The sequence below is a fragment of the Pseudomonas fluorescens genome (assembly GCF_902497855.1).
Lineage (GTDB): Bacteria > Pseudomonadota > Gammaproteobacteria > Pseudomonadales > Pseudomonadaceae > Aquipseudomonas > Aquipseudomonas fluorescens_BI.
The window spans coordinates 16,247-33,296 of the sequence record NZ_CABVHU010000016.1 but is presented as its reverse complement, the minus strand read 5'-3'; the positions used below and the strand labels follow the sequence as shown (position 1 = coordinate 33,296).

The following is a 17,050-nucleotide window of genomic DNA, read 5'->3' as shown; positions in this document are numbered from 1 at the left end:
CGCCCGGGATCGGCGGCGCGTTGTTTGCTTGGGTTGTTGCTTGTGGCTTTGTGTTGTTTGTTACGGCCTCTTCGCTGCGATGCGGCGACCCGACAAGCCAGCTCCTACAGGGTTTTTGGTGTGTTTGAGATGTGTGTCCAGGCACAAATCCCCTGTAGGAGCCGGCTTGCTGGCGATGGGCTGCGCAGCAGCCCCCAAAAATCTAAAGAACGACGGTGCGATTGGCGTTCAAGAACACCCGTCGTTCAATGTGATAACCCACCGCCCGCGCCAATGTCAGCCCTTCGATATCCCGCCCCTTGGCAATCAGGTCTTCAGGGTAATGACTATGGTCCACAGCCTCCACGCCCTGGGCGATGATCGGGCCTTCGTCCAGGTCGTTGTTGATGTAGTGCGCGGTGGCGCCCACCAGTTTCACGCCCTTGTTGTAGGCCTGGTGATACGGCTTGGCGCCCTTGAAACCCGGCAGCAGGGAGTGGTGGATGTTGATTGCCTTGCCGTCGAGTTTGCGGCACAGCTCTGGCGACAGGACCTGCATGTAACGAGCAAGAATGACCAGCTCGGCGCCGGACTCTTCGATCACTTGCCAGACCTGACGCTCCTGGGACGGCTTGTCGTTCGGGTCCAGGGGGAAGTGGTAATAGGGAATCTGGTGCCAGTCGGCCAACGGCTTGAGGTCCGGGTGATTGGACACCACGGCGGCCACGTCCATGGACAGCTGGCCGATGCGCTGGCGGTAGAGCAAGTCGTTGAGGCAGTGATCGGCCTTGGAGACCATGATCACCACTTTCGGCCGGTAGTTCGGCGCGGTCAGCTCGAAGATCATGCCGAAGGCCTGGCCACGCTCTTCCAAGCCGGCGCGGAACGACTGTTCGTCGAAGCCGTCGGGTTGGCGGAACTCGACACGAATGAAGAAACGGCCCGAGAGCCGGTCATCGAAGGAGTGGTGTTCGGTGACGTAGCAGCCCTGCTCGAACAGAAAGCGGGTCACCGCATCCACGGTGCCGAGGACGCTTGGGCAATCGGCGGTCAGAATCCATGTGTCTGGGGCGCGGCTCATAGTGCGGTGACTCCTATCTGATCGTTCCCACGCTCTGCGTGGGAACGCCGCCATGGACGCTCTGCGTCCGCTTTGGGACGCGGAGCGTCCGGGGATGCATTCCCACGCAGCGCGTGGGAACGATCGTTACGCTTGGACGCTAAGCCCGTATTCAGCGGCGGCATCCTGCAACCACAACCACCAGTAATCCGAGAAGCTGCGACGGATCAGCAGTTCCCAGGTGTCTTCGGCGGTGTGGCGGATCATCAGTTGCGATTTGGCAAACACCGTGCCCACCGCCTTGCCTACCGGAAAGCTGTTGGGGTGCACGTCGTAGCTGGTGGATTTCATCAGCACCTGGCGCACGTTCGGGCCGCTCAGTTCGAGCAGCTGCTGGCCGCCGCTGACGTTGACGATGGCGATGTGCAGGTTGCCCAGCGCTTTACGCAGTTTTTGCTCGACGGCGAATTCTTCGCCAGTCGGCACGATCAGCAACCATTCATCCGGCCCCATCCATTGCAGGCTGGTTTCGCCTTTGACGATGACGGTCAGCGCGCCTGGCAATTCAATGCCCAGCGCTTTTTGCACGCCAGCGGCAAACGCAGCATCGTGGCCATCGCCACGAATGGTCAGGTGGCCGAGGAGTTTTTTCTCGCGCACGATCACGCCGGCGCTTTTACGGCCCTTGCCCACCAGGCTGGCGAGGTCGGCATGATGCAACGACGACTCGGCCTTGGCCCCGGTGGTTGGGCGTTGTTGGTACACATTGGCTGTGGTCATAAAGCACCTGTTCCTGAATTCGCATGTTGATCGTTCCCACGCTCTGCGTGGGAATGCCGCCATGGACGCTCTGCGTCCGCTCTTGGGACGCGGAGCGTCCCGGGATGCATTCCCACGCAGAGCGTGGGAACGATCGACTTACACGTTCTGGCGATCACCCTTTGGATCGAAGAACACCGAAGAAACGATTTCCGCCTCGATCACGCTGCCATCGGCCAGCGGTGCGAACACTCGCTCGCCCATGCGCTTCAGGCCGCCCTTGACCACACCCATGGCAAATGAATAGCCCAGGGAGTTGTGCAGGTAGCTGGACGTCACGTGACCAACCATCGTCATCGGAATCGCCTGCTTGGTGTTGAACACCAACTGCGCACCCTCTGGCAGCCATTTGGTCGGATCGATCGGCTTCAGGCCCACCAGCTGCTTACGTTGATCACGCACGCAGTCTTCACGGTTCATGCCACGCTGACCGATCCAGGAGAACGGTTTGGTGCGACCGACGCACCAGCCCATGTTCAGGTCGTCCGGGGTCATCGAGCTGTCAGTGTCCTGACCGACGATGATGAAGCCCTTCTCTGCCCGCAACACGTGCATGGTTTCGGTGCCATATGGCGTCAGGTTGTACTTCTTGCCGGCATCAACAATTTTTTCCAGGACACCCATCGCATAGTCGGCCTGCACGTTGACTTCGTACGACAGTTCACCGGTAAACGAAATCCGGAACACCCGTGCCGGCACACCACCGACCAGACCTTCTTTCCAGGTCATGAACGGGAAGGCTTCGTTGCTGATATCGATGTCGGTGACTTCGCCCAGCAGCTTGCGGCTGTTCGGCCCGGACAGGGTCATGGTTGCCCAGTGGTCCGTCACGGAAGTGAAGTACACCTTCAGGTCTGGCCATTCGGTCTGGTGGTAGATTTCCAGCCATTGCAGCACGCGTGCAGCGCCGCCGGTGGTGGTGGTCATCACGAAATGGTTGTCGGCCAGGCACGCGGTTACGCCGTCGTCGAACACCATGCCGTCTTCTTTGCACATCAGGCCGTAGCGGGCCTTGCCCACGTCGAGCTTGGTCCAGGCGTTGGTGTAGATGCGGTTGAGGAACTCGCGGGAATCCGGGCCCTGGATGTCGATCTTGCCCAGGGTCGAAGCGTCCAGCAGGCCGACGCTGTCGCGCACGGCTTTGCATTCGCGCTTCACGGCGGTATGCAGGTCTTCACCGTTTTTCGGGAAGTACCATGGACGTTTCCACTGACCGACGTCTTCGAACTCGGCGCCGTTCTTCACGTGCCAATGATGCAGCGCGGTGAAACGAACCGGCTCGAAGATGTGCCCGCAGTGACGACCGGCCACGGCGCCGAAGGTCACCGGCGTGTAGTTCGGACGGAACATGGTGGTGCCCATCTGCGGGATGGTCACGTTCAGCGAACGGGCGGCGATGGCCAGGCCGTTGACGTTGCCCAGCTTGCCCTGGTCGGTACCGAAGCCCAGTGCGGTGTAGCGTTTGACGTGCTCGACCGATTCGAAGCCTTCGCGGGTCGCCAGTTCGATGCCGCCAGCGGTGACGTCGTTCTGGAAGTCGACGAATTGCTTCGGCGCGCGTGCAGAGTTCTTTTCATGGGGCACCTGGAACAGCGCCAGCGTCGGTTCTTCGACACGGCTCAGGGCTTTGGGCAAGGTGCCTTCGACCCCACTGAAACCGGCTTCGCTGGCCGCGCGAGCGCCACCTTCGAAACCATCGGCCAGGGAATCGCCGAGACCGTAGACGCCGTTGATGCCACCGACACACACGCGTTTCTGCGGTGCTTCACCCGGTACGAAACCGAGGATATCGTCGCGCCAGATCGGCTTGCCGCCCAAGTGCGAGGCCAGGTGAACCACCGGGCTGTAGCCGCCGGAGCTGGCAACCAGGTCGCACTCGAGCCACTCACCAGGACTGGTCACGGTGTGCGCCTTGACATCGATCGCGGCAACGCGAGCGGCGGTCACGTGCTTGCTGCCACGCGCTTCGATCACGGCGCTGCCGGTCAGGATGCGGATGCCTTTGGCGCGCGCTTCTTCAACCAGCGCACCGCGCGGATTGCTGCGGGCATCGGCGATGGCGACGACTTGCAGGCTGGCGTCGAGCCAATCCAGTGCCACGCGATAGGCGTGGTCGTTGTTGGTCGACAGCACCAGTTTTTTGCCCGGTGCCACGCCGTAACGGCGCACGTAAGTCGATACAGCGCCGGCGAGCATGTTGCCCGGCACGTCGTTGTTGCCGTAGACCAGTGGACGCTCGTGAGTGCCGGTTGCCAGCACGACACGCTTGGCGCGAACCCGGTGGATGCGCTGACGCACCTGGCCAATCGGTGCGCGGTCGCCGAGGTGATCGGTCAGGCGCTCATGAATGGTCAGGAAGTTATGGTCGTGGTAACCGTTGACCGTGGCGCGCGGCAACAGCAGCACGTCCGGGGTATTTTTCAATTCGTCGATGACGCTGGCGACCCATTCCACGGCCGGTTTGCCGTCGAGGCTTTCGCGGGAATCGAGCAGGCTGCCGCCGAACTCTTCCTGTTCATCGGCGAGAATCACCCGGGCACCGCTGCGGGCAGCCGCCAGTGCAGCGGCCAGGCCAGCAGGGCCACCGCCGACGATCAGCACGTCACAGTGCTGGTTCATGTAGTCGTAGGTGTCCGGATCGTTCTCGGTCGGCGAGCGGCCAAGGCCGGCAGCCTTACGGATGTACTTCTCGTAAGTCATCCAGAACGATTGCGGGTACATGAAGGTTTTGTAGTAGAAGCCCGGCGGCATCAGCTTGCCGCCGACCTTGCCGAGAATCCCCATCATGTCGTTGTTCACGCTTGGCCAGCCGTTGGTGCTGGTGGCGACCAGGCCTTGGTACAGCGCCTGTTGCGTGGCGCGCACGTTCGGAATCTGCGTGGCTTCGGTAGCGCCGATCTGCAGCACCGCGTTCGGCTCTTCGGCACCGGCGGCGAAGATGCCGCGCGGACGCGAATACTTGAAGCTGCGACCGATGATATCCACACCGTTGGCGATCAGGGCGGCGGCCAGGGAGTCGCCTTCAAAGCCTTTGTAGCTCTGGCCGTTGAAGGTGAAGCTCAGCACTTTGTTGCGGTCGATCCGTCCGCCGTTGGACAGGCGATTGATCTGGCTCATACCTTCTCTCCCAGAGCCGTGGCGGCCGCTTTCGGGCTGTCGGTCTTGTCGGTGAATTGTGGCTTGGTGCCGATCTTGTAGGTTTCGAGAATCTCGTAGGTCACGGTGTCACGGGTGGCGTTGAAGTACTGACGGCAACCGGCGACGTGATCCCACAGCTCGTGGTGCAGACCGCGAGGGTTATCGCGGAAGAACATGTAGTCGCCCCACTCCTCGTCGGTGCAGCTGTTCGGATCCAGTGGGCGCGGGATGTGCGCCTGGCCGGATGCGTGGAATTCCTCTTCGGAGCGCAGTTCGCCACAGTGAGGACAGAAGATATGCAACATAGGGATTTCTCCTGTTAGTGGGCGACTGCTGCAGCGCCGTGTTCGTCGATCAACGCACCGTTGTGGAAACGGTCGATGGAGAAAGGTGCGGCCAACGGGTGCATTTCACCCTTGGCCAGGCTTGCGGCAAACACGTTGCCCGAGCCAGGTGTGGCCTTGAAGCCGCCGGTGCCCCAACCGCAGTTGAAGAACATGTTCGGGACCGGGGTTTTCGAGATGATCGGGCAGGCGTCCGGCGTGGTGTCGACGATGCCGCCCCACTGACGGTTCATGCGTACGCGGGACAACACTGGGAACATCTCGACGATGGCCTGGACGGTGTGCTCGATCACCGGGTACGAACCACGCTGACCGTAGCCGTTGTAGCCGTCGATCCCGGCGCCGATCACCAGGTCGCCCTTGTCGGACTGGCTGATGTAACCGTGTACGGCGTTGGACATGATCACGCTGTCGATAATCGGCTTGATCGGCTCGGACACCAGCGCTTGCAGCGGGTGGGATTCGATCGGCAGACGGAAACCGGCCAGCTTGGCCATGTGCCCGGAGTTACCGGCAGTGACCACACCGACGCGCTTGGCGCCGATGAAGCCCTTGTTGGTTTCAACACCGATGCACACGCCGTTTTCCTTGCGGAAACCGATCACTTCGGTCTGTTGAATCAGGTCGACGCCCAATGCGTCAGCGGCACGGGCAAAGCCCCAGGCCACGGCATCGTGACGGGCCACGCCGCCGCGACGCTGGACGGTGGCGCCCATCACCGGGTAGCGGGTGTTCTTCGAGCAGTCGAGGTACGGAATCTCGTCGGCAACCTGCTTGGCATCGAGCAGTTCACCGTCGACGCCGTTGAGGCGGTTGGCGCTGACCCGACGCTCGGAATCACGAATGTCCTGCAGGGTGTGACACAGGTTGTAGACGCCGCGCTGGGAGAACATCACGTTGTAGTTCAGGTCCTGGGACAGGCCTTCCCACAATTTCATCGCGTGTTCGTACAGGTGCGCCGACTCGTCCCACAGGTAGTTGGAGCGAACGATGGTGGTGTTGCGCGCGGTGTTACCGCCGCCCAGCCAGCCTTTCTCGACCACGGCCACGTTGGTGATGCCGTGCTCTTTTGCCAGGTAGTAGGCGGTCGCCAGACCATGCCCGCCACCGCCGACGATGACCACGTCATAGACCTTTTTCGGGGTCGGCGTGCGCCACATCTTCTGCCAGTTTTCATGATGGCTGAGGGAGTGTTTGAAGAGGCCGAAGCCTGAATAGCGTTGCATAGTCATTTACTCCAAAACCGCGCTCAGCGATAAACCGGGAAGTCCGCGCACAGTGCCGACACTTGCTGGGCGACATTGGCTTCGACATCGGCGTCGCCGAGATTGTCGAGGATGTCGCAGATCCAGCCGGCCAGTTCCACGCACTGGGTCACCTTGAAGCCGCGGGTGGTTACCGCCGGGGTGCCGATGCGCAGGCCGGAGGTCACGAACGGCGATTGTGGATCGTTCGGGACAGCGTTCTTGTTCACGGTGATGTGGGCGCGACCGAGTGCTGCATCCGCCTCTTTGCCGGTGAGGCCCTGACGGATCAGGCTGACCAGGAACAGGTGGTTATCGGTACCGCCGGACACTACATCGTAGCCGCGTTTGATAAATACGCCGGCCATGGCCTGGGCGTTGTCGATCACTTGTTGCTGATAGGCCTTGAAGCCAGGCTCCAACGCTTCCTTGAAGCACACCGCTTTACCAGCGATCACGTGCATCAGCGGGCCGCCCTGGGCACCCGGGAAGACTGCCGCGTTGAGCTTCTTCTCGATTTCTTCGTTGGACTTGCACAGGATCAGACCGCCACGCGGACCGCGCAGGGTCTTGTGGGTGGTGGTGGTGACCACATCGGCGTACGGCAGCGGATTCGGGTACAGACCTGCAGCGACCAGGCCGGCGACGTGGGCCATGTCGACGAACAGCAGGGCACCGACCTTGTCGGCGATCTGACGGAAGCGTGGGAAGTCCAGGGTCTTGGAGTAGGCAGAGAAGCCGGCAACGATCATCTTCGGCTTGCACTCGACCGCCAGGCGCTCGACTTCGTCGTAATCGATCAGGCCGGTCTTGGTGTCGATGCCGTACTGCACGGCGTTGTACAGCTTGCCCGAGGACGAAACCTTGGCGCCGTGGGTCAGGTGACCGCCGTGGGCCAGGCTCATGCCCAGAATGGTGTCGCCGGCTTGCAGCAGGGCCAGGTACACGGCGCTGTTGGCCGAGGAACCGGAGTGCGGCTGGACGTTGGCGTAATCGGCACCGAACAGTTGCTTGGCGCGTTCGATGGCCAGCGCTTCGACCTTGTCGACGTGCTCGCAGCCACCGTAGTAGCGCTTGCCCGGATAGCCTTCGGCGTATTTGTTGGTCAGACCACTGCCTTGCGCTTCCATGACGCGTTTGCTGGTGTAGTTCTCTGACGCGATCAGCTCGATGTGATCTTCCTGGCGTTGTTCCTCGGCATTCATCGCCGCCAGCAGTGCATCGTCGTAGCCTTTGATCTGGTCTTGCTTGCTGAACATCGCGTCTCTCCCAGCGGCGGTGGTGCGCCATTCGTCTCGGTGAGGCACTGGCGTTTCGGCAGTGCCCTTTGAATGCGATGGTATGGCCGGCGCAGACACGCCAAATGCCTACGGACGCCACGCAAAGGTGCGTTTACGACATGGCCTGAATTGGCACACCGAACACAATCTCCAATTCAGCAGAGAACCTTGTAGGAGCTGGCTTGCCAGCGAAAGCGGTGTGTCAGTCGACACATGTACTAACTGACACGCCGCCTTCGCTGGCAAGCCAGCTCCTACAGGGTCAGGCGGCGAGCTTGCGGATGAGTAGCAGCAGTAAGAAATGCAGTGGATACAAGGCATACGCCCAACGCCGCATCGGCGGTGGCTGGACGCCTCGGGCATGTCGCAACAAGACCAGCCCCAGCAATGGCGCGATCAGACAAACGGCGATGCCGAGGAGGGCTGCACGGTTGCCGAGCCGGGCCGAGTAATACAGCACTTCCCATTGATTGGCTCCCAGGCAGATCAATCCCGGCAACAGGCTGTAATACCAGGGCTGCCTGATCACCAGCAGCATCACCAACGGCAACATCACCCCAAAAAAGCCGAACATCAGTCGCTCCGGGAACAGTGCCGCCAACACCACTGCAGCGGCCGCCAGCAGTCGCGATTGCAGCAGTGGTTGCTGCCAGCCACGAGCCACCAGCAGGCCCAAGGCCAGCGTGGGCAGCACATTGAAGGTGTCGGGGTCAGGAATGAACAGTCGGTAGGGAATTTCACTGGCGGCGCTGAACAGCAACAACCACCCCAGATACCGCCAATGGCCGTCGGTCGTGACGCTTCGGGTGCGCGACAGATTGGCCGCCATCGCCAGGCAGAACCACGGGAACGCCAGACGCCCCGGCACATACAGAATATCGACGGAATAACCGATATATCGCAGATGATCGAGCACCATGCTCAACAGTGCCAGCCACTTCAGCAGATCCAGTGCACCGTCCCGTTGAGTCATGTGCATAATTGCCCTGTATTTTTCTGACAGAAAGATCCCGTGCGCTCCCCGGACGACCTTCGGTAGAGTGCGCACCATCATTGACCACGAGGCTCTTCACCATAAGAGTCTCGATCACGGAAGCCGGCCATGACCGACAAGAGCCAACAATTCGCCAGCGACAACTACTCCGGTATCTGCCCTGAAGCCTGGGCGGCCATGGAACAGGCCAACCACGGCCACCAGCGCGCGTATGGCGACGATGAATGGACCGCCCGCGCGGCTGATCAATTCCGCAAACTGTTCGAAACCGACTGCGAAGTGTTTTTCGCCTTCAACGGCACCGCCGCCAACTCCCTGGCCCTGTCGTCGCTGTGCCAGAGTTACCACAGCGTGATCTGCTCGGAAACCGCCCACGTCGAAACCGACGAATGCGGCGCGCCGGAGTTCTTCTCCAACGGCTCCAAATTGCTCGTCGCCCGCACCGAAAACGGCAAGCTGACCCCGGAATCGATCCGCGAAATCGCCCTCAAGCGCCAGGACATCCACTACCCGAAACCGCGCGTCGTGACCCTGACCCAGGCCACCGAAGTCGGCAGCGTCTACACCCCCGAAGAAATCCGCGCCATCAGCGTCACCTGCAAGGAACTGGGCCTGAACCTGCACATGGACGGCGCACGCTTCTCCAATGCCTGCGCATTCCTTGGCTGCTCACCCGCTGACCTGACCTGGAAGGCCGGTGTCGATGTGTTGTGCTTTGGCGGTACGAAAAACGGCATGGCGGTCGGTGAGGCCATCCTGTTCTTCAATCACAAACTGGCCGAAGACTTTGACTACCGATGCAAACAGGCAGGCCAGCTGGCTTCCAAAATGCGCTTCCTCTCGGCCCCGTGGGTCGGGATCCTGGAAAACGACGCCTGGCTCAAATACGCCCGCCACGCCAACCACTGCGCCCAATTGCTGGCGGAACTGGTCAGCGACATTGCGGGCGTGGAACTGATGTTCCCGGTGCAGGCCAACGGCGTATTCCTGCAACTCTCGGAACCGGCGATCGCCGCATTGACCGCCAAGGGCTGGCGCTTCTACACCTTCATCGGCAACGGCGGCGCACGCTTCATGTGCTCGTGGGACACCGAAGAAGAGCGTGTGCGGGAATTGGCGGCGGATATTCGTGAAGTGATGGCCCGCTAATTCCGCCGCATGATCGTTCCCACGCTTCGCGTGGGAACGTCTCCCGGGACGCTCCGCGTTCCAGCCTCACCCTCGGCGCAGAGCCAGACACCGTTGTGACGCAGAGCGTCACGGGATGCATTCCCACGCGGAGCGTGGGAATGATCATGAATCCTACGTTTCTTTCAGAAGTTGACGCCTAGCCACCTCATAAAAACCCCCGCAATCTGATCGTTCCCACGCTCCGCGTGGGAACGTCTCCCGGGACGCTCCGCGCTCCTCTCTCCCGCACCACAAGATTCAAGGACGAATCCCATGGGCCGTAGTCGCTACACCATTACAGAACCTGACAAACCCCACTTCATGACCTGCACGATCATGGAATGGCTCCCGCTGTTCGTTCGCCCCTACATCGTCGATCATTTGCTCAACTGCTGGCGCTATCAGCAGATGCATCAAGATCTAAAACTGTATGGCTATGTGGTTCTGGAAAATCATCTGCACTTTGTTGCCGAAGCTCCGGATCTCGGCAAAAGCCTCAGCCAGTTCAAATCCTTTACCGCTCGGCAAATTATCGATGATCTGCGAGACAAAGGCGCTGAGCGCGCTTTGCAACGACTGCGCTTCAGCAAGCGTGCTCATAAGAAAGATCGGGTGTATCAGCTGTGGCAAGAAGGCTCACACACGGAGATGGTGTACAGCGAAACAGTGATGCGCCAGAAACTGGATTACATCCACTACAACCCGGTGAAGCGTGGCTATGTGGATATGCCGGAGCACTGGAGGTATTCAAGTGCCCGTAATTACGCGGGCATGGAAGGACTAATCGAAATTCAACGCTGGTTCTGAGCCGTTGATTGTTCCCACGTCGAGGCGTCGAACCGTCCGCGTGGGAATGCATCCAGGGGCGCTCCGCGTTCCAGCTTCACCGCTGGCGCAGAGCCCGACACCGTTGTGACGCAGAGCGTCACGGGCGGCGTTCCCACGCGGAGCGTGGGAACGATCAACAGCTCCTACAGGGTTACTGTGCAACCATCAAAACTCGATACGAACGTCGCCCTTCGGCACGCTGCAGCACGACAGGATGAACCCTTCGGCTTCGTCTTCCTCGGTGATCCCGCCGTTGTGGTCCATGTCGACCTCGCCACCCAGTTTCATCACCTTGCATGTCCCGCAGATCCCCATCCCGCACGCTTTCGGAATCAACAGGCCCAACTTGGCGGCAGCGGCGTGAACGGTTTCCCCCGGTGCAACACGAATGCTCTTGCCGGACGCCGTGAACTCCACCTGATGCAGGTCCGCCGCGTCGATGTCCGGTGCGTCTGCGGCGATTTCGGCTTGCTCCACCGCATCGGCGCGGGCTTCCGGCGGCGTGGCGCCGAAAGACTCCTCGTGATAACGCGACATGTCGAAGCCGATCGTTTCGAGCATGCGCTTCACCGCATTCATGTACGGCGTCGGGCCGCAGCAGAACACTTCGCGCTCCATGAAGTCCGGCGTCATCAACTCGAGCATCTTCTGGTTCAGGTAACCGCGATAACCGGCCCATGGTTCACCCAGGCCATGCTTCTCGCAGATCAGGTGCAGGCTGAAGTTGTCGATCCGCGACGCCATGTGTTCCAGCTCGCGGTGGTAAATGATGTCTTTGGGCGAACGGGCGCTGTGGATAAACACCATGTCGACGTTGCCGTTGGTGTCGTAGAACCAGCGCGCCATCGACATGACCGGCGTGATGCCGACGCCGCCGCTGAGGTACAGCACTTTCGGCGCGGTGAAGTCCATGGCGTTGAACAGCCCGACCGGTCCGTGCACCGCCAGTTCCTGGCCTTCGTGCAGGGTGTCGTGCAACCAGTTGGAAACCTTGCCGCCCGGCACGCGCTTGATGGTCACCGAAAAGCTGTACGGCACCGACGGCGAGCTGGAAATGGTGTAGGAGCGCATGATCGGCACGCCTTCGATTTCCAGCTCCAGGGTGACAAACTGCCCGGGCTTGAAAAAGAACAGGATCGGCTGGTCGGCCATGAAGCAGAAGGTGCGCACATCCCAGGTTTCCTGGATGACTTTGACGCAACGGACGATATGTCGGCCATTGGCCCAGGTCTGGGTGGTTACCGGATTCAGGAAGCTGTTGGACATGCTGTTCTCCACCGCCGATGGTCGGCCTTATGTTGGCGATTCTGCGTATACCGCGAACCACCCATTTACCTATCTGCGACATTCACATACTTATCGCGACCAGCCCCCAACTACCGGGGGTTGCGCGTCGGGAACAGATTGGGCCATGTCGCCCATGGATAAGGTTCCCGGCAGCGCCGGCCCCACACTCGCCACAACAGATAAATGCTGTTTGTGTCTTGCGTAGCAACCGTATCAGCCACTATTCGCCGGCCACACAGAATGGCCATGAGGATCAAAACGATGGACGTCACCGCAAAAATCAGCCTGGGCGATCCGCTGGAACCCGCACGCAAGGCCACCGCGCAGATGCTGCAAGAGCGCGAGCGTACTTTCTCGCTGCCGCAGCCGTTTTACTCTGACGAGCGGCTGTTTGATATCGACATGCAGGAAATCTTCCAGAAAGAGTGGTTGATCGCCGGCATGACCTGCGAGATCCCGGCCAAAGGCAACTACCTGACCCTGCAAATCGGCAAGAACCCGATCATCGTGATCCGCGGCGCCGAAGGTGTGGTGCATGCGTTCCACAACGTCTGTCGTCACCGTGGTTCGCGGCTGTGCACCAGTGAAAAAGGCAAGGTCGCCAAGCTGGTCTGCCACTACCACCAGTGGACCTACGAGCTGGACGGTCGCCTGCTGTTCGCCGGCACCGAAATGGGCGCCGACTTCGACATGAAGCAATACGGCCTCAAGCCGGTGAACGTGAAGACCGCCGGCGGCTACATTTTCATCAGCCTGTCTTCGACCCCGCCAGCCATCGATGACTTCCTGGCGACACTGAACCATTACATGGAACCGTACGACATGGAGAACACCAAGGTGGCGATTACCACCACCTTGATGGAAAAGGCCAACTGGAAGCTGGTGCTGGAGAACAACCGCGAGTGCTACCACTGCAACGCCTCGCACCCGGAACTGCTCAAAACCCTGCTGGAATGGGACGACGTCACCGACCCGCGGGCCGACCAGGCGTTCAAGGACCACGTCGCCGCCTCCGCCGCCGCCTGGGAAGCCGAAAAAATCCCTTACGCTCACGCCAGCTTTGGCCTGCGTAACCGTATCGTGCGCATGCCGCTGCTCAAGGGCACCGTGTCGATGACCTTGGACGGCAAGCAGGGTTGCGCCAAACTCATGGGCCGCATCAAGAACCCGGACCTGGGCTCGATGCGTATCCTGCACCTGCCGCATTCGTGGAACCACTGCATGGGCGACCATATCATCGTCTTCACGGTGTGGCCGATCAGCGCCCAGGAAACCATGGTCACCACCAAGTGGGTCGTGCACAAGGACGCGGTCGAAGGCGTGGACTACGACGTGGAGCGCATGCGCCAGGTCTGGGATGCGACCAACGACCAGGACCGTCGCCTGGCCGAAGAGAACCAGCGCGGGATCAACTCCACGGCGTACCAGCCAGGACCTTATTCCAAGACCTATGAGTTTGGTGTGGTGAATTTTGTGGACTGGTACAGCGAGCGGTTGCTGAATAACCTTGGGGCTGAGCCTGCGCCTTACCTCAAAGGCGTTCCAGTTCAAGGCTGACTCCACCCGACTGATCGTTCCCACGCTCTGCGTGGGAATGCCTCCTGTGACGCTCTGCGTCACGCGGCAAAGGGACGCGGAGCGTCCCTGGCTGCATTCCCACGCAGAGCGTGGGAACGATCATTGAGCTGCTGAAGACCACCGCACCGACCCATCCTCCCCAACAAACTCCTCAATAATGCTTTCCCCCACCAGCCGCACCTTCACATAACCATTCAACACCCGATCCGGGTACGCCTCATCCCGCGCATTTTGCGTTTCCGACCACAACACCCGCGAATGGCCGTCCAGTTCACTGGCGTTACCATAGGGAATCGCCCCATGCCCGGCACAACGCGCATGCAGCCCGCCCTGGGCGGCGTAGCAGATGCCATTGTGCAAATGCCCCCAATACCAGTAATCCGGCTCCCGGCCCAGCGCGTCACATACCGGCTGGTACAGCGCCGTCTTGTTGTGCCCGGAAATATCGAACCCCTGGTGATGACTGAGCACCATGATCTTCTTGCGCAGCGGCAGGCCTTTCATCCAGTCGATCTGCTGCTGGTTCAGCGTGCCGTCCATGTACAGGTTGATGGCGTCCGAGGCATACGCGGTATCGAGCCCGACCACCAGCCAGTCGTCGTTGTACAACGCGAAATAGCTGGTGCCCTGCTGCGCCGGGAAACGCTTGGCCAGTTCCTTGAAGTAACCATGGGCGCCGCTGTACATCTCGTGATTGGAGTTGAGGGTAAACGAGCCATGTTTGCCCATCGGCCAGCCGACCATGTCGACGTCTTCCTGGGAATGGGTGCCGGCGTAATACACATCCCCCAGGTGAATGGTGAAATCGGCCTGGGCCAGTTGCATCTGATTGGCCACCGCCACTGCCGGGGCATGGCTGTCGAACGGCCCGGTGCCCCAGTCGCCGGCGATCGCCAGCACCACGTCGCTGTCCATTCGCATCAGCGCCGGGTTGGTGGCGAACGGGGCGTGATGACGCAGGTTTTCGATCCACTTGAGCAGGGCCTCGCTCCACAACAAGTCCAGCAGTTCCCATTTACGACACCCCAGCAGGCTGCCGTCCTTGAGCACCCGGGTTTGCAACTCTTCTACCGATTGCGGCAAGGGACTCGCGTTGCCGATGTGCAGGATCGACAAACCGTGGGACAACTCCCAGGGCACGCTCGGCTGGTCGTCCGGCAGGTCACCGTGCTTGAGCACGTACTGCGCCTGATCATGACCCCGTTGCAACAGCGCGACGATGGCCTGGAACTCCTCGGGTTCGAGTTCGCTGACCCGCTTCTTCCAGGCCATTTCCAGCCGGGTGAGCAGGCCGTGCAGGCGCACTTTGACCTTGTCGTATTCATGTTCCCAATGAGCGGCTAATGACATGTTCGCATTCCTCCATCCGTAGTGGGATCACAGGGTTTTCATGAACTCGATGAGCGCCCGTTTATCGACGTCCGACAACTGCGTGCCATACAGGTGGCCGCTGTTGTGATTGCCTTCCAGACGCGTGTCGTATTTGAAGTCGGCCGAGGCTTTCGCCTGGGCGCCGCTGGTGACGAAGCCGACCTTGTCCTGGTCGTACACGTCGGAACCGGTGAAGAACACCTGTGGCCGCTGTTCCGGTGCTTGCAGCAAATCCCACAGGGTCGGCACCGAACCGTTATGCAGGTAGGGAGCGCGCAGCCAGATGCCATCGGTCGGCGTGTTGCTGTAGCTCTGGGTCTTGCGATAGGCGTTGAAGTCGAACGGCGGTTTCTTGAAGGTGTGGAAGGCGGCCACCAGCCCCGTGGTAAACGAGTCCAGGCGATGGGGGTCGGTGCCCAGTTCGTCGATACTCGTGGTGACCTGTCCGGTGTCGGTGCGACCGAAGTCATGGCAAGCGGCGCAGTTCTGGTCCCAGATCGGCTTGCCTTGGGCAACCTTGGCCTGATCCAGCGCGAACGGCCAGGCGGGCGGCTTGGTCGCCAGCAACCAATTGGTCACGCGATTGAAGCTGTCCGGCAGCACCGATTCCGGCGTCGCGCCCACGGCCATGGCCGCTGCGTAGTTGCGTTCGTGGATGTCGTTGTTGTTGCCGTCCCAGTGCAAGTACAACGATTCCCGGGGTTTCTGGTTCCACACTTGCGGCAGGTCGACGGTGCCGATGGTCGAGTCATCCGGGAAGCCGAACACCACCATTTTCGTCGGGTTGAAGGTATCGGTGCGACCGGGTCCTTGTGGCGGACGCAGCTTCTGCCAGGCGTAGGCCTGTTTCTGTTTGAGCAAGGCGCTCCTGGCCATCGGGATGATCAGGTAACGGTTGTACAGCCGCTCGAAAAACCCGAGCTGGAACTTGCCGTTGATCGCGGTCATGACCGCGTCGGTGGTGAATGTCGGGTCGCTGGCGCAATCGTAGGCAAACCATTGGAAGGCCTGCAGTTGCAGGGTGTTGGCCGGCGCAGTGGCTACGGCTGTGGCGACGTCGCTGGCAGTGGCGCGGTAGGAACCGGTGTGGCACAGGGCGCAGTTGGGCTCCACGGTGGGGTAGCCGATCTGGCGCCTGGCCATGCCGATGGGCAGGTCCTTGCCGTTTTCATAGAGGAAACCGAAAACTTCATAGCCACCGGGCTTGGGCAGCTTCTGCGGGCACATCTGCGGCAGCACGGCGAACAAGTAGTAAGGGATGCGCGCTTCGATGCCCAGACCGATGGCGGCGTATTTGTAATGGTCTTCGTCGGAGGCGTATTTCTCGGCCGGCACCACCCGCAGCATCTGGTACCAGGTTTGGTAACCGATGAATCCAAGCAGCGCCACCACGATCAACGTGCCGACCTTGAAGCTGTGCCGTTGCCAGCGCAGCGCCCAACCTGCACGCCATTCGCGCCAGCCGTCACAGAGCAATGCCAACGGCCGATTGGCCGGTGTGCTGCCCAGGTACAGCAATATCCCCAGGATCAGGAACATGCTCAGATCGCCCATCAGCATCGGCACGAACACCGGTGCCTGGCTGCTGGTGTTGATCAGGTAGATCCAGAACACCACGGCGATCAGACGGGTCAGCACGCACAACCAGGAATGCACCACGAACCGCGGCGCGTTGAAGCCCGATGGCATGTAGAACACGCTAATGCCGACCAGCAGCATGCCGGCGTTTTCCAGCCAGGGATCGGAGAGTTGCGGCGGCAGGCCGAGCATCGAGGTCAGCAACGCCGGGGCGAACAGCGCCGGGATCGCGAAGACCATGTTCATCACGATGCCTAGCCAGATGAAGCGTTGAAACCAGCGGATGTAGCTGTCCATGTCATCCATTTCCTTCTAATCCTGAACACAATCCACTGTGGGAGCGAGCCTGCTCGCGAAGGCGGCGGCGCAGTCAACATCAC

General features: G+C 60.8%; 13 protein-coding genes. 3 read left to right on the top strand and 10 right to left on the bottom strand.

Features of this window, described 5'->3' with window-relative positions; genetic code table 11:
• Nucleotides 1-202: 202 nt before the first annotated feature.
• From purU to F8N96_RS26740, 7 genes are all read right to left on the bottom strand, one after another.
• Complete coding sequence (gene purU / locus F8N96_RS26770) at nucleotides 203-1,060, bottom strand: formyltetrahydrofolate deformylase (RefSeq protein WP_064680161.1); 858 nt, start codon at nucleotides 1,058-1,060, stop codon at nucleotides 203-205.
• A 126-nt stretch (nucleotides 1,061-1,186) separates the two neighbouring features.
• Nucleotides 1,187-1,819 carry a sarcosine oxidase subunit gamma gene (locus tag F8N96_RS26765; RefSeq protein WP_150800350.1) on the bottom strand — a complete coding sequence of 211 codons (633 nt, stop codon included), beginning with the start codon at nucleotides 1,817-1,819 and terminating at the stop codon, nucleotides 1,187-1,189.
• 138 nt (nucleotides 1,820-1,957) lie between these two features.
• Nucleotides 1,958-4,975: a sarcosine oxidase subunit alpha gene (locus F8N96_RS26760; protein WP_150800349.1), complete on the bottom strand. Its 3,018-nt coding sequence runs from the start codon at nucleotides 4,973-4,975 to the stop codon at nucleotides 1,958-1,960.
• Nucleotides 4,972-5,301, bottom strand: coding sequence for a sarcosine oxidase subunit delta (locus F8N96_RS26755; protein ID WP_046818244.1), 330 nt, complete (start codon nucleotides 5,299-5,301; stop codon nucleotides 4,972-4,974). Before F8N96_RS26755 ends, F8N96_RS26760 begins: the two co-directional genes overlap by 4 nt.
• Before the next feature lie 14 nt (nucleotides 5,302-5,315).
• Nucleotides 5,316-6,566, bottom strand: a complete 1,251-nt coding sequence (locus F8N96_RS26750) for a sarcosine oxidase subunit beta (RefSeq protein ID WP_038981138.1) — start codon at nucleotides 6,564-6,566, stop codon at nucleotides 5,316-5,318.
• Nucleotides 6,567-6,589: 23 nt separating this feature from the next.
• Nucleotides 6,590-7,843 carry a serine hydroxymethyltransferase gene (gene glyA, locus F8N96_RS26745; protein WP_064680165.1) on the bottom strand — a complete coding sequence of 418 codons (1,254 nt, stop codon included), beginning with the start codon at nucleotides 7,841-7,843 and terminating at the stop codon, nucleotides 6,590-6,592.
• A 283-nt stretch (nucleotides 7,844-8,126) separates the two neighbouring features.
• On the bottom strand, nucleotides 8,127-8,843 hold the full coding sequence (locus F8N96_RS26740; RefSeq protein WP_150800348.1) for a TraX family protein: 717 nt from the start codon (nucleotides 8,841-8,843) through the stop codon (nucleotides 8,127-8,129).
• A 123-nt stretch (nucleotides 8,844-8,966) separates the two neighbouring features.
• Between F8N96_RS26740 and F8N96_RS26735 the strand changes: the two genes are divergently transcribed.
• Complete coding sequence (locus F8N96_RS26735) at nucleotides 8,967-10,007, top strand: low specificity L-threonine aldolase (protein WP_150800347.1); 1,041 nt, start codon at nucleotides 8,967-8,969, stop codon at nucleotides 10,005-10,007.
• 294 nt (nucleotides 10,008-10,301) lie between these two features.
• Complete coding sequence (locus F8N96_RS26730; RefSeq protein WP_150800346.1) at nucleotides 10,302-10,835, top strand: REP-associated tyrosine transposase; 534 nt, start codon at nucleotides 10,302-10,304, stop codon at nucleotides 10,833-10,835.
• Nucleotides 10,836-11,021: 186 nt separating this feature from the next.
• Here F8N96_RS26730 and gbcB read toward each other — a convergent pair whose 3' ends face one another.
• Complete coding sequence (gbcB, locus tag F8N96_RS26725; protein ID WP_150800345.1) at nucleotides 11,022-12,122, bottom strand: glycine-betaine demethylase subunit GbcB; 1,101 nt, start codon at nucleotides 12,120-12,122, stop codon at nucleotides 11,022-11,024.
• A 282-nt stretch (nucleotides 12,123-12,404) separates the two neighbouring features.
• On the opposite strand from gbcB, the gene gbcA reads away from it, so the two are divergent.
• Complete coding sequence (gene gbcA / locus F8N96_RS26715) at nucleotides 12,405-13,700, top strand: glycine-betaine demethylase subunit GbcA (RefSeq protein ID WP_150800433.1); 1,296 nt, start codon at nucleotides 12,405-12,407, stop codon at nucleotides 13,698-13,700.
• A 120-nt stretch (nucleotides 13,701-13,820) separates the two neighbouring features.
• Here gbcA and F8N96_RS26710 read toward each other — a convergent pair whose 3' ends face one another.
• Together F8N96_RS26710 and F8N96_RS26705 are read right to left on the bottom strand one after the other, a co-directional pair.
• Complete coding sequence (locus tag F8N96_RS26710; RefSeq protein WP_150800344.1) at nucleotides 13,821-15,071, bottom strand: metallophosphoesterase; 1,251 nt, start codon at nucleotides 15,069-15,071, stop codon at nucleotides 13,821-13,823.
• Nucleotides 15,072-15,098: 27 nt separating this feature from the next.
• Nucleotides 15,099-16,967, bottom strand: coding sequence for a hypothetical protein (locus tag F8N96_RS26705; protein WP_150800343.1), 1,869 nt, complete (start codon nucleotides 16,965-16,967; stop codon nucleotides 15,099-15,101).
• Nucleotides 16,968-17,050: the final 83 nt, after the last annotated feature.

Coding starts and splice junctions, on each gene's coding strand:
- purU (WP_064680161.1), bottom strand. CDS start 1,060: ATGAGCCGCGCCCCAGACACATGGATTCTGACCGCCGATTGCCCAAGC.
- F8N96_RS26765 (WP_150800350.1), bottom strand. CDS start 1,819: ATGACCACAGCCAATGTGTACCAACAACGCCCAACCACCGGGGCCAAG.
- F8N96_RS26760 (WP_150800349.1), bottom strand. CDS start 4,975: ATGAGCCAGATCAATCGCCTGTCCAACGGCGGACGGATCGACCGCAAC.
- F8N96_RS26755 (WP_046818244.1), bottom strand. CDS start 5,301: ATGTTGCATATCTTCTGTCCTCACTGTGGCGAACTGCGCTCCGAAGAG.
- F8N96_RS26750 (WP_038981138.1), bottom strand. CDS start 6,566: ATGCAACGCTATTCAGGCTTCGGCCTCTTCAAACACTCCCTCAGCCAT.
- glyA (WP_064680165.1), bottom strand. CDS start 7,843: ATGTTCAGCAAGCAAGACCAGATCAAAGGCTACGACGATGCACTGCTG.
- F8N96_RS26740 (WP_150800348.1), bottom strand. CDS start 8,843: ATGCACATGACTCAACGGGACGGTGCACTGGATCTGCTGAAGTGGCTG.
- F8N96_RS26735 (WP_150800347.1), top strand. CDS start 8,967: ATGACCGACAAGAGCCAACAATTCGCCAGCGACAACTACTCCGGTATC.
- F8N96_RS26730 (WP_150800346.1), top strand. CDS start 10,302: ATGGGCCGTAGTCGCTACACCATTACAGAACCTGACAAACCCCACTTC.
- gbcB (WP_150800345.1), bottom strand. CDS start 12,122: ATGTCCAACAGCTTCCTGAATCCGGTAACCACCCAGACCTGGGCCAAT.
- gbcA (WP_150800433.1), top strand. CDS start 12,405: ATGGACGTCACCGCAAAAATCAGCCTGGGCGATCCGCTGGAACCCGCA.
- F8N96_RS26710 (WP_150800344.1), bottom strand. CDS start 15,071: ATGTCATTAGCCGCTCATTGGGAACATGAATACGACAAGGTCAAAGTG.
- F8N96_RS26705 (WP_150800343.1), bottom strand. CDS start 16,967: ATGGACAGCTACATCCGCTGGTTTCAACGCTTCATCTGGCTAGGCATC.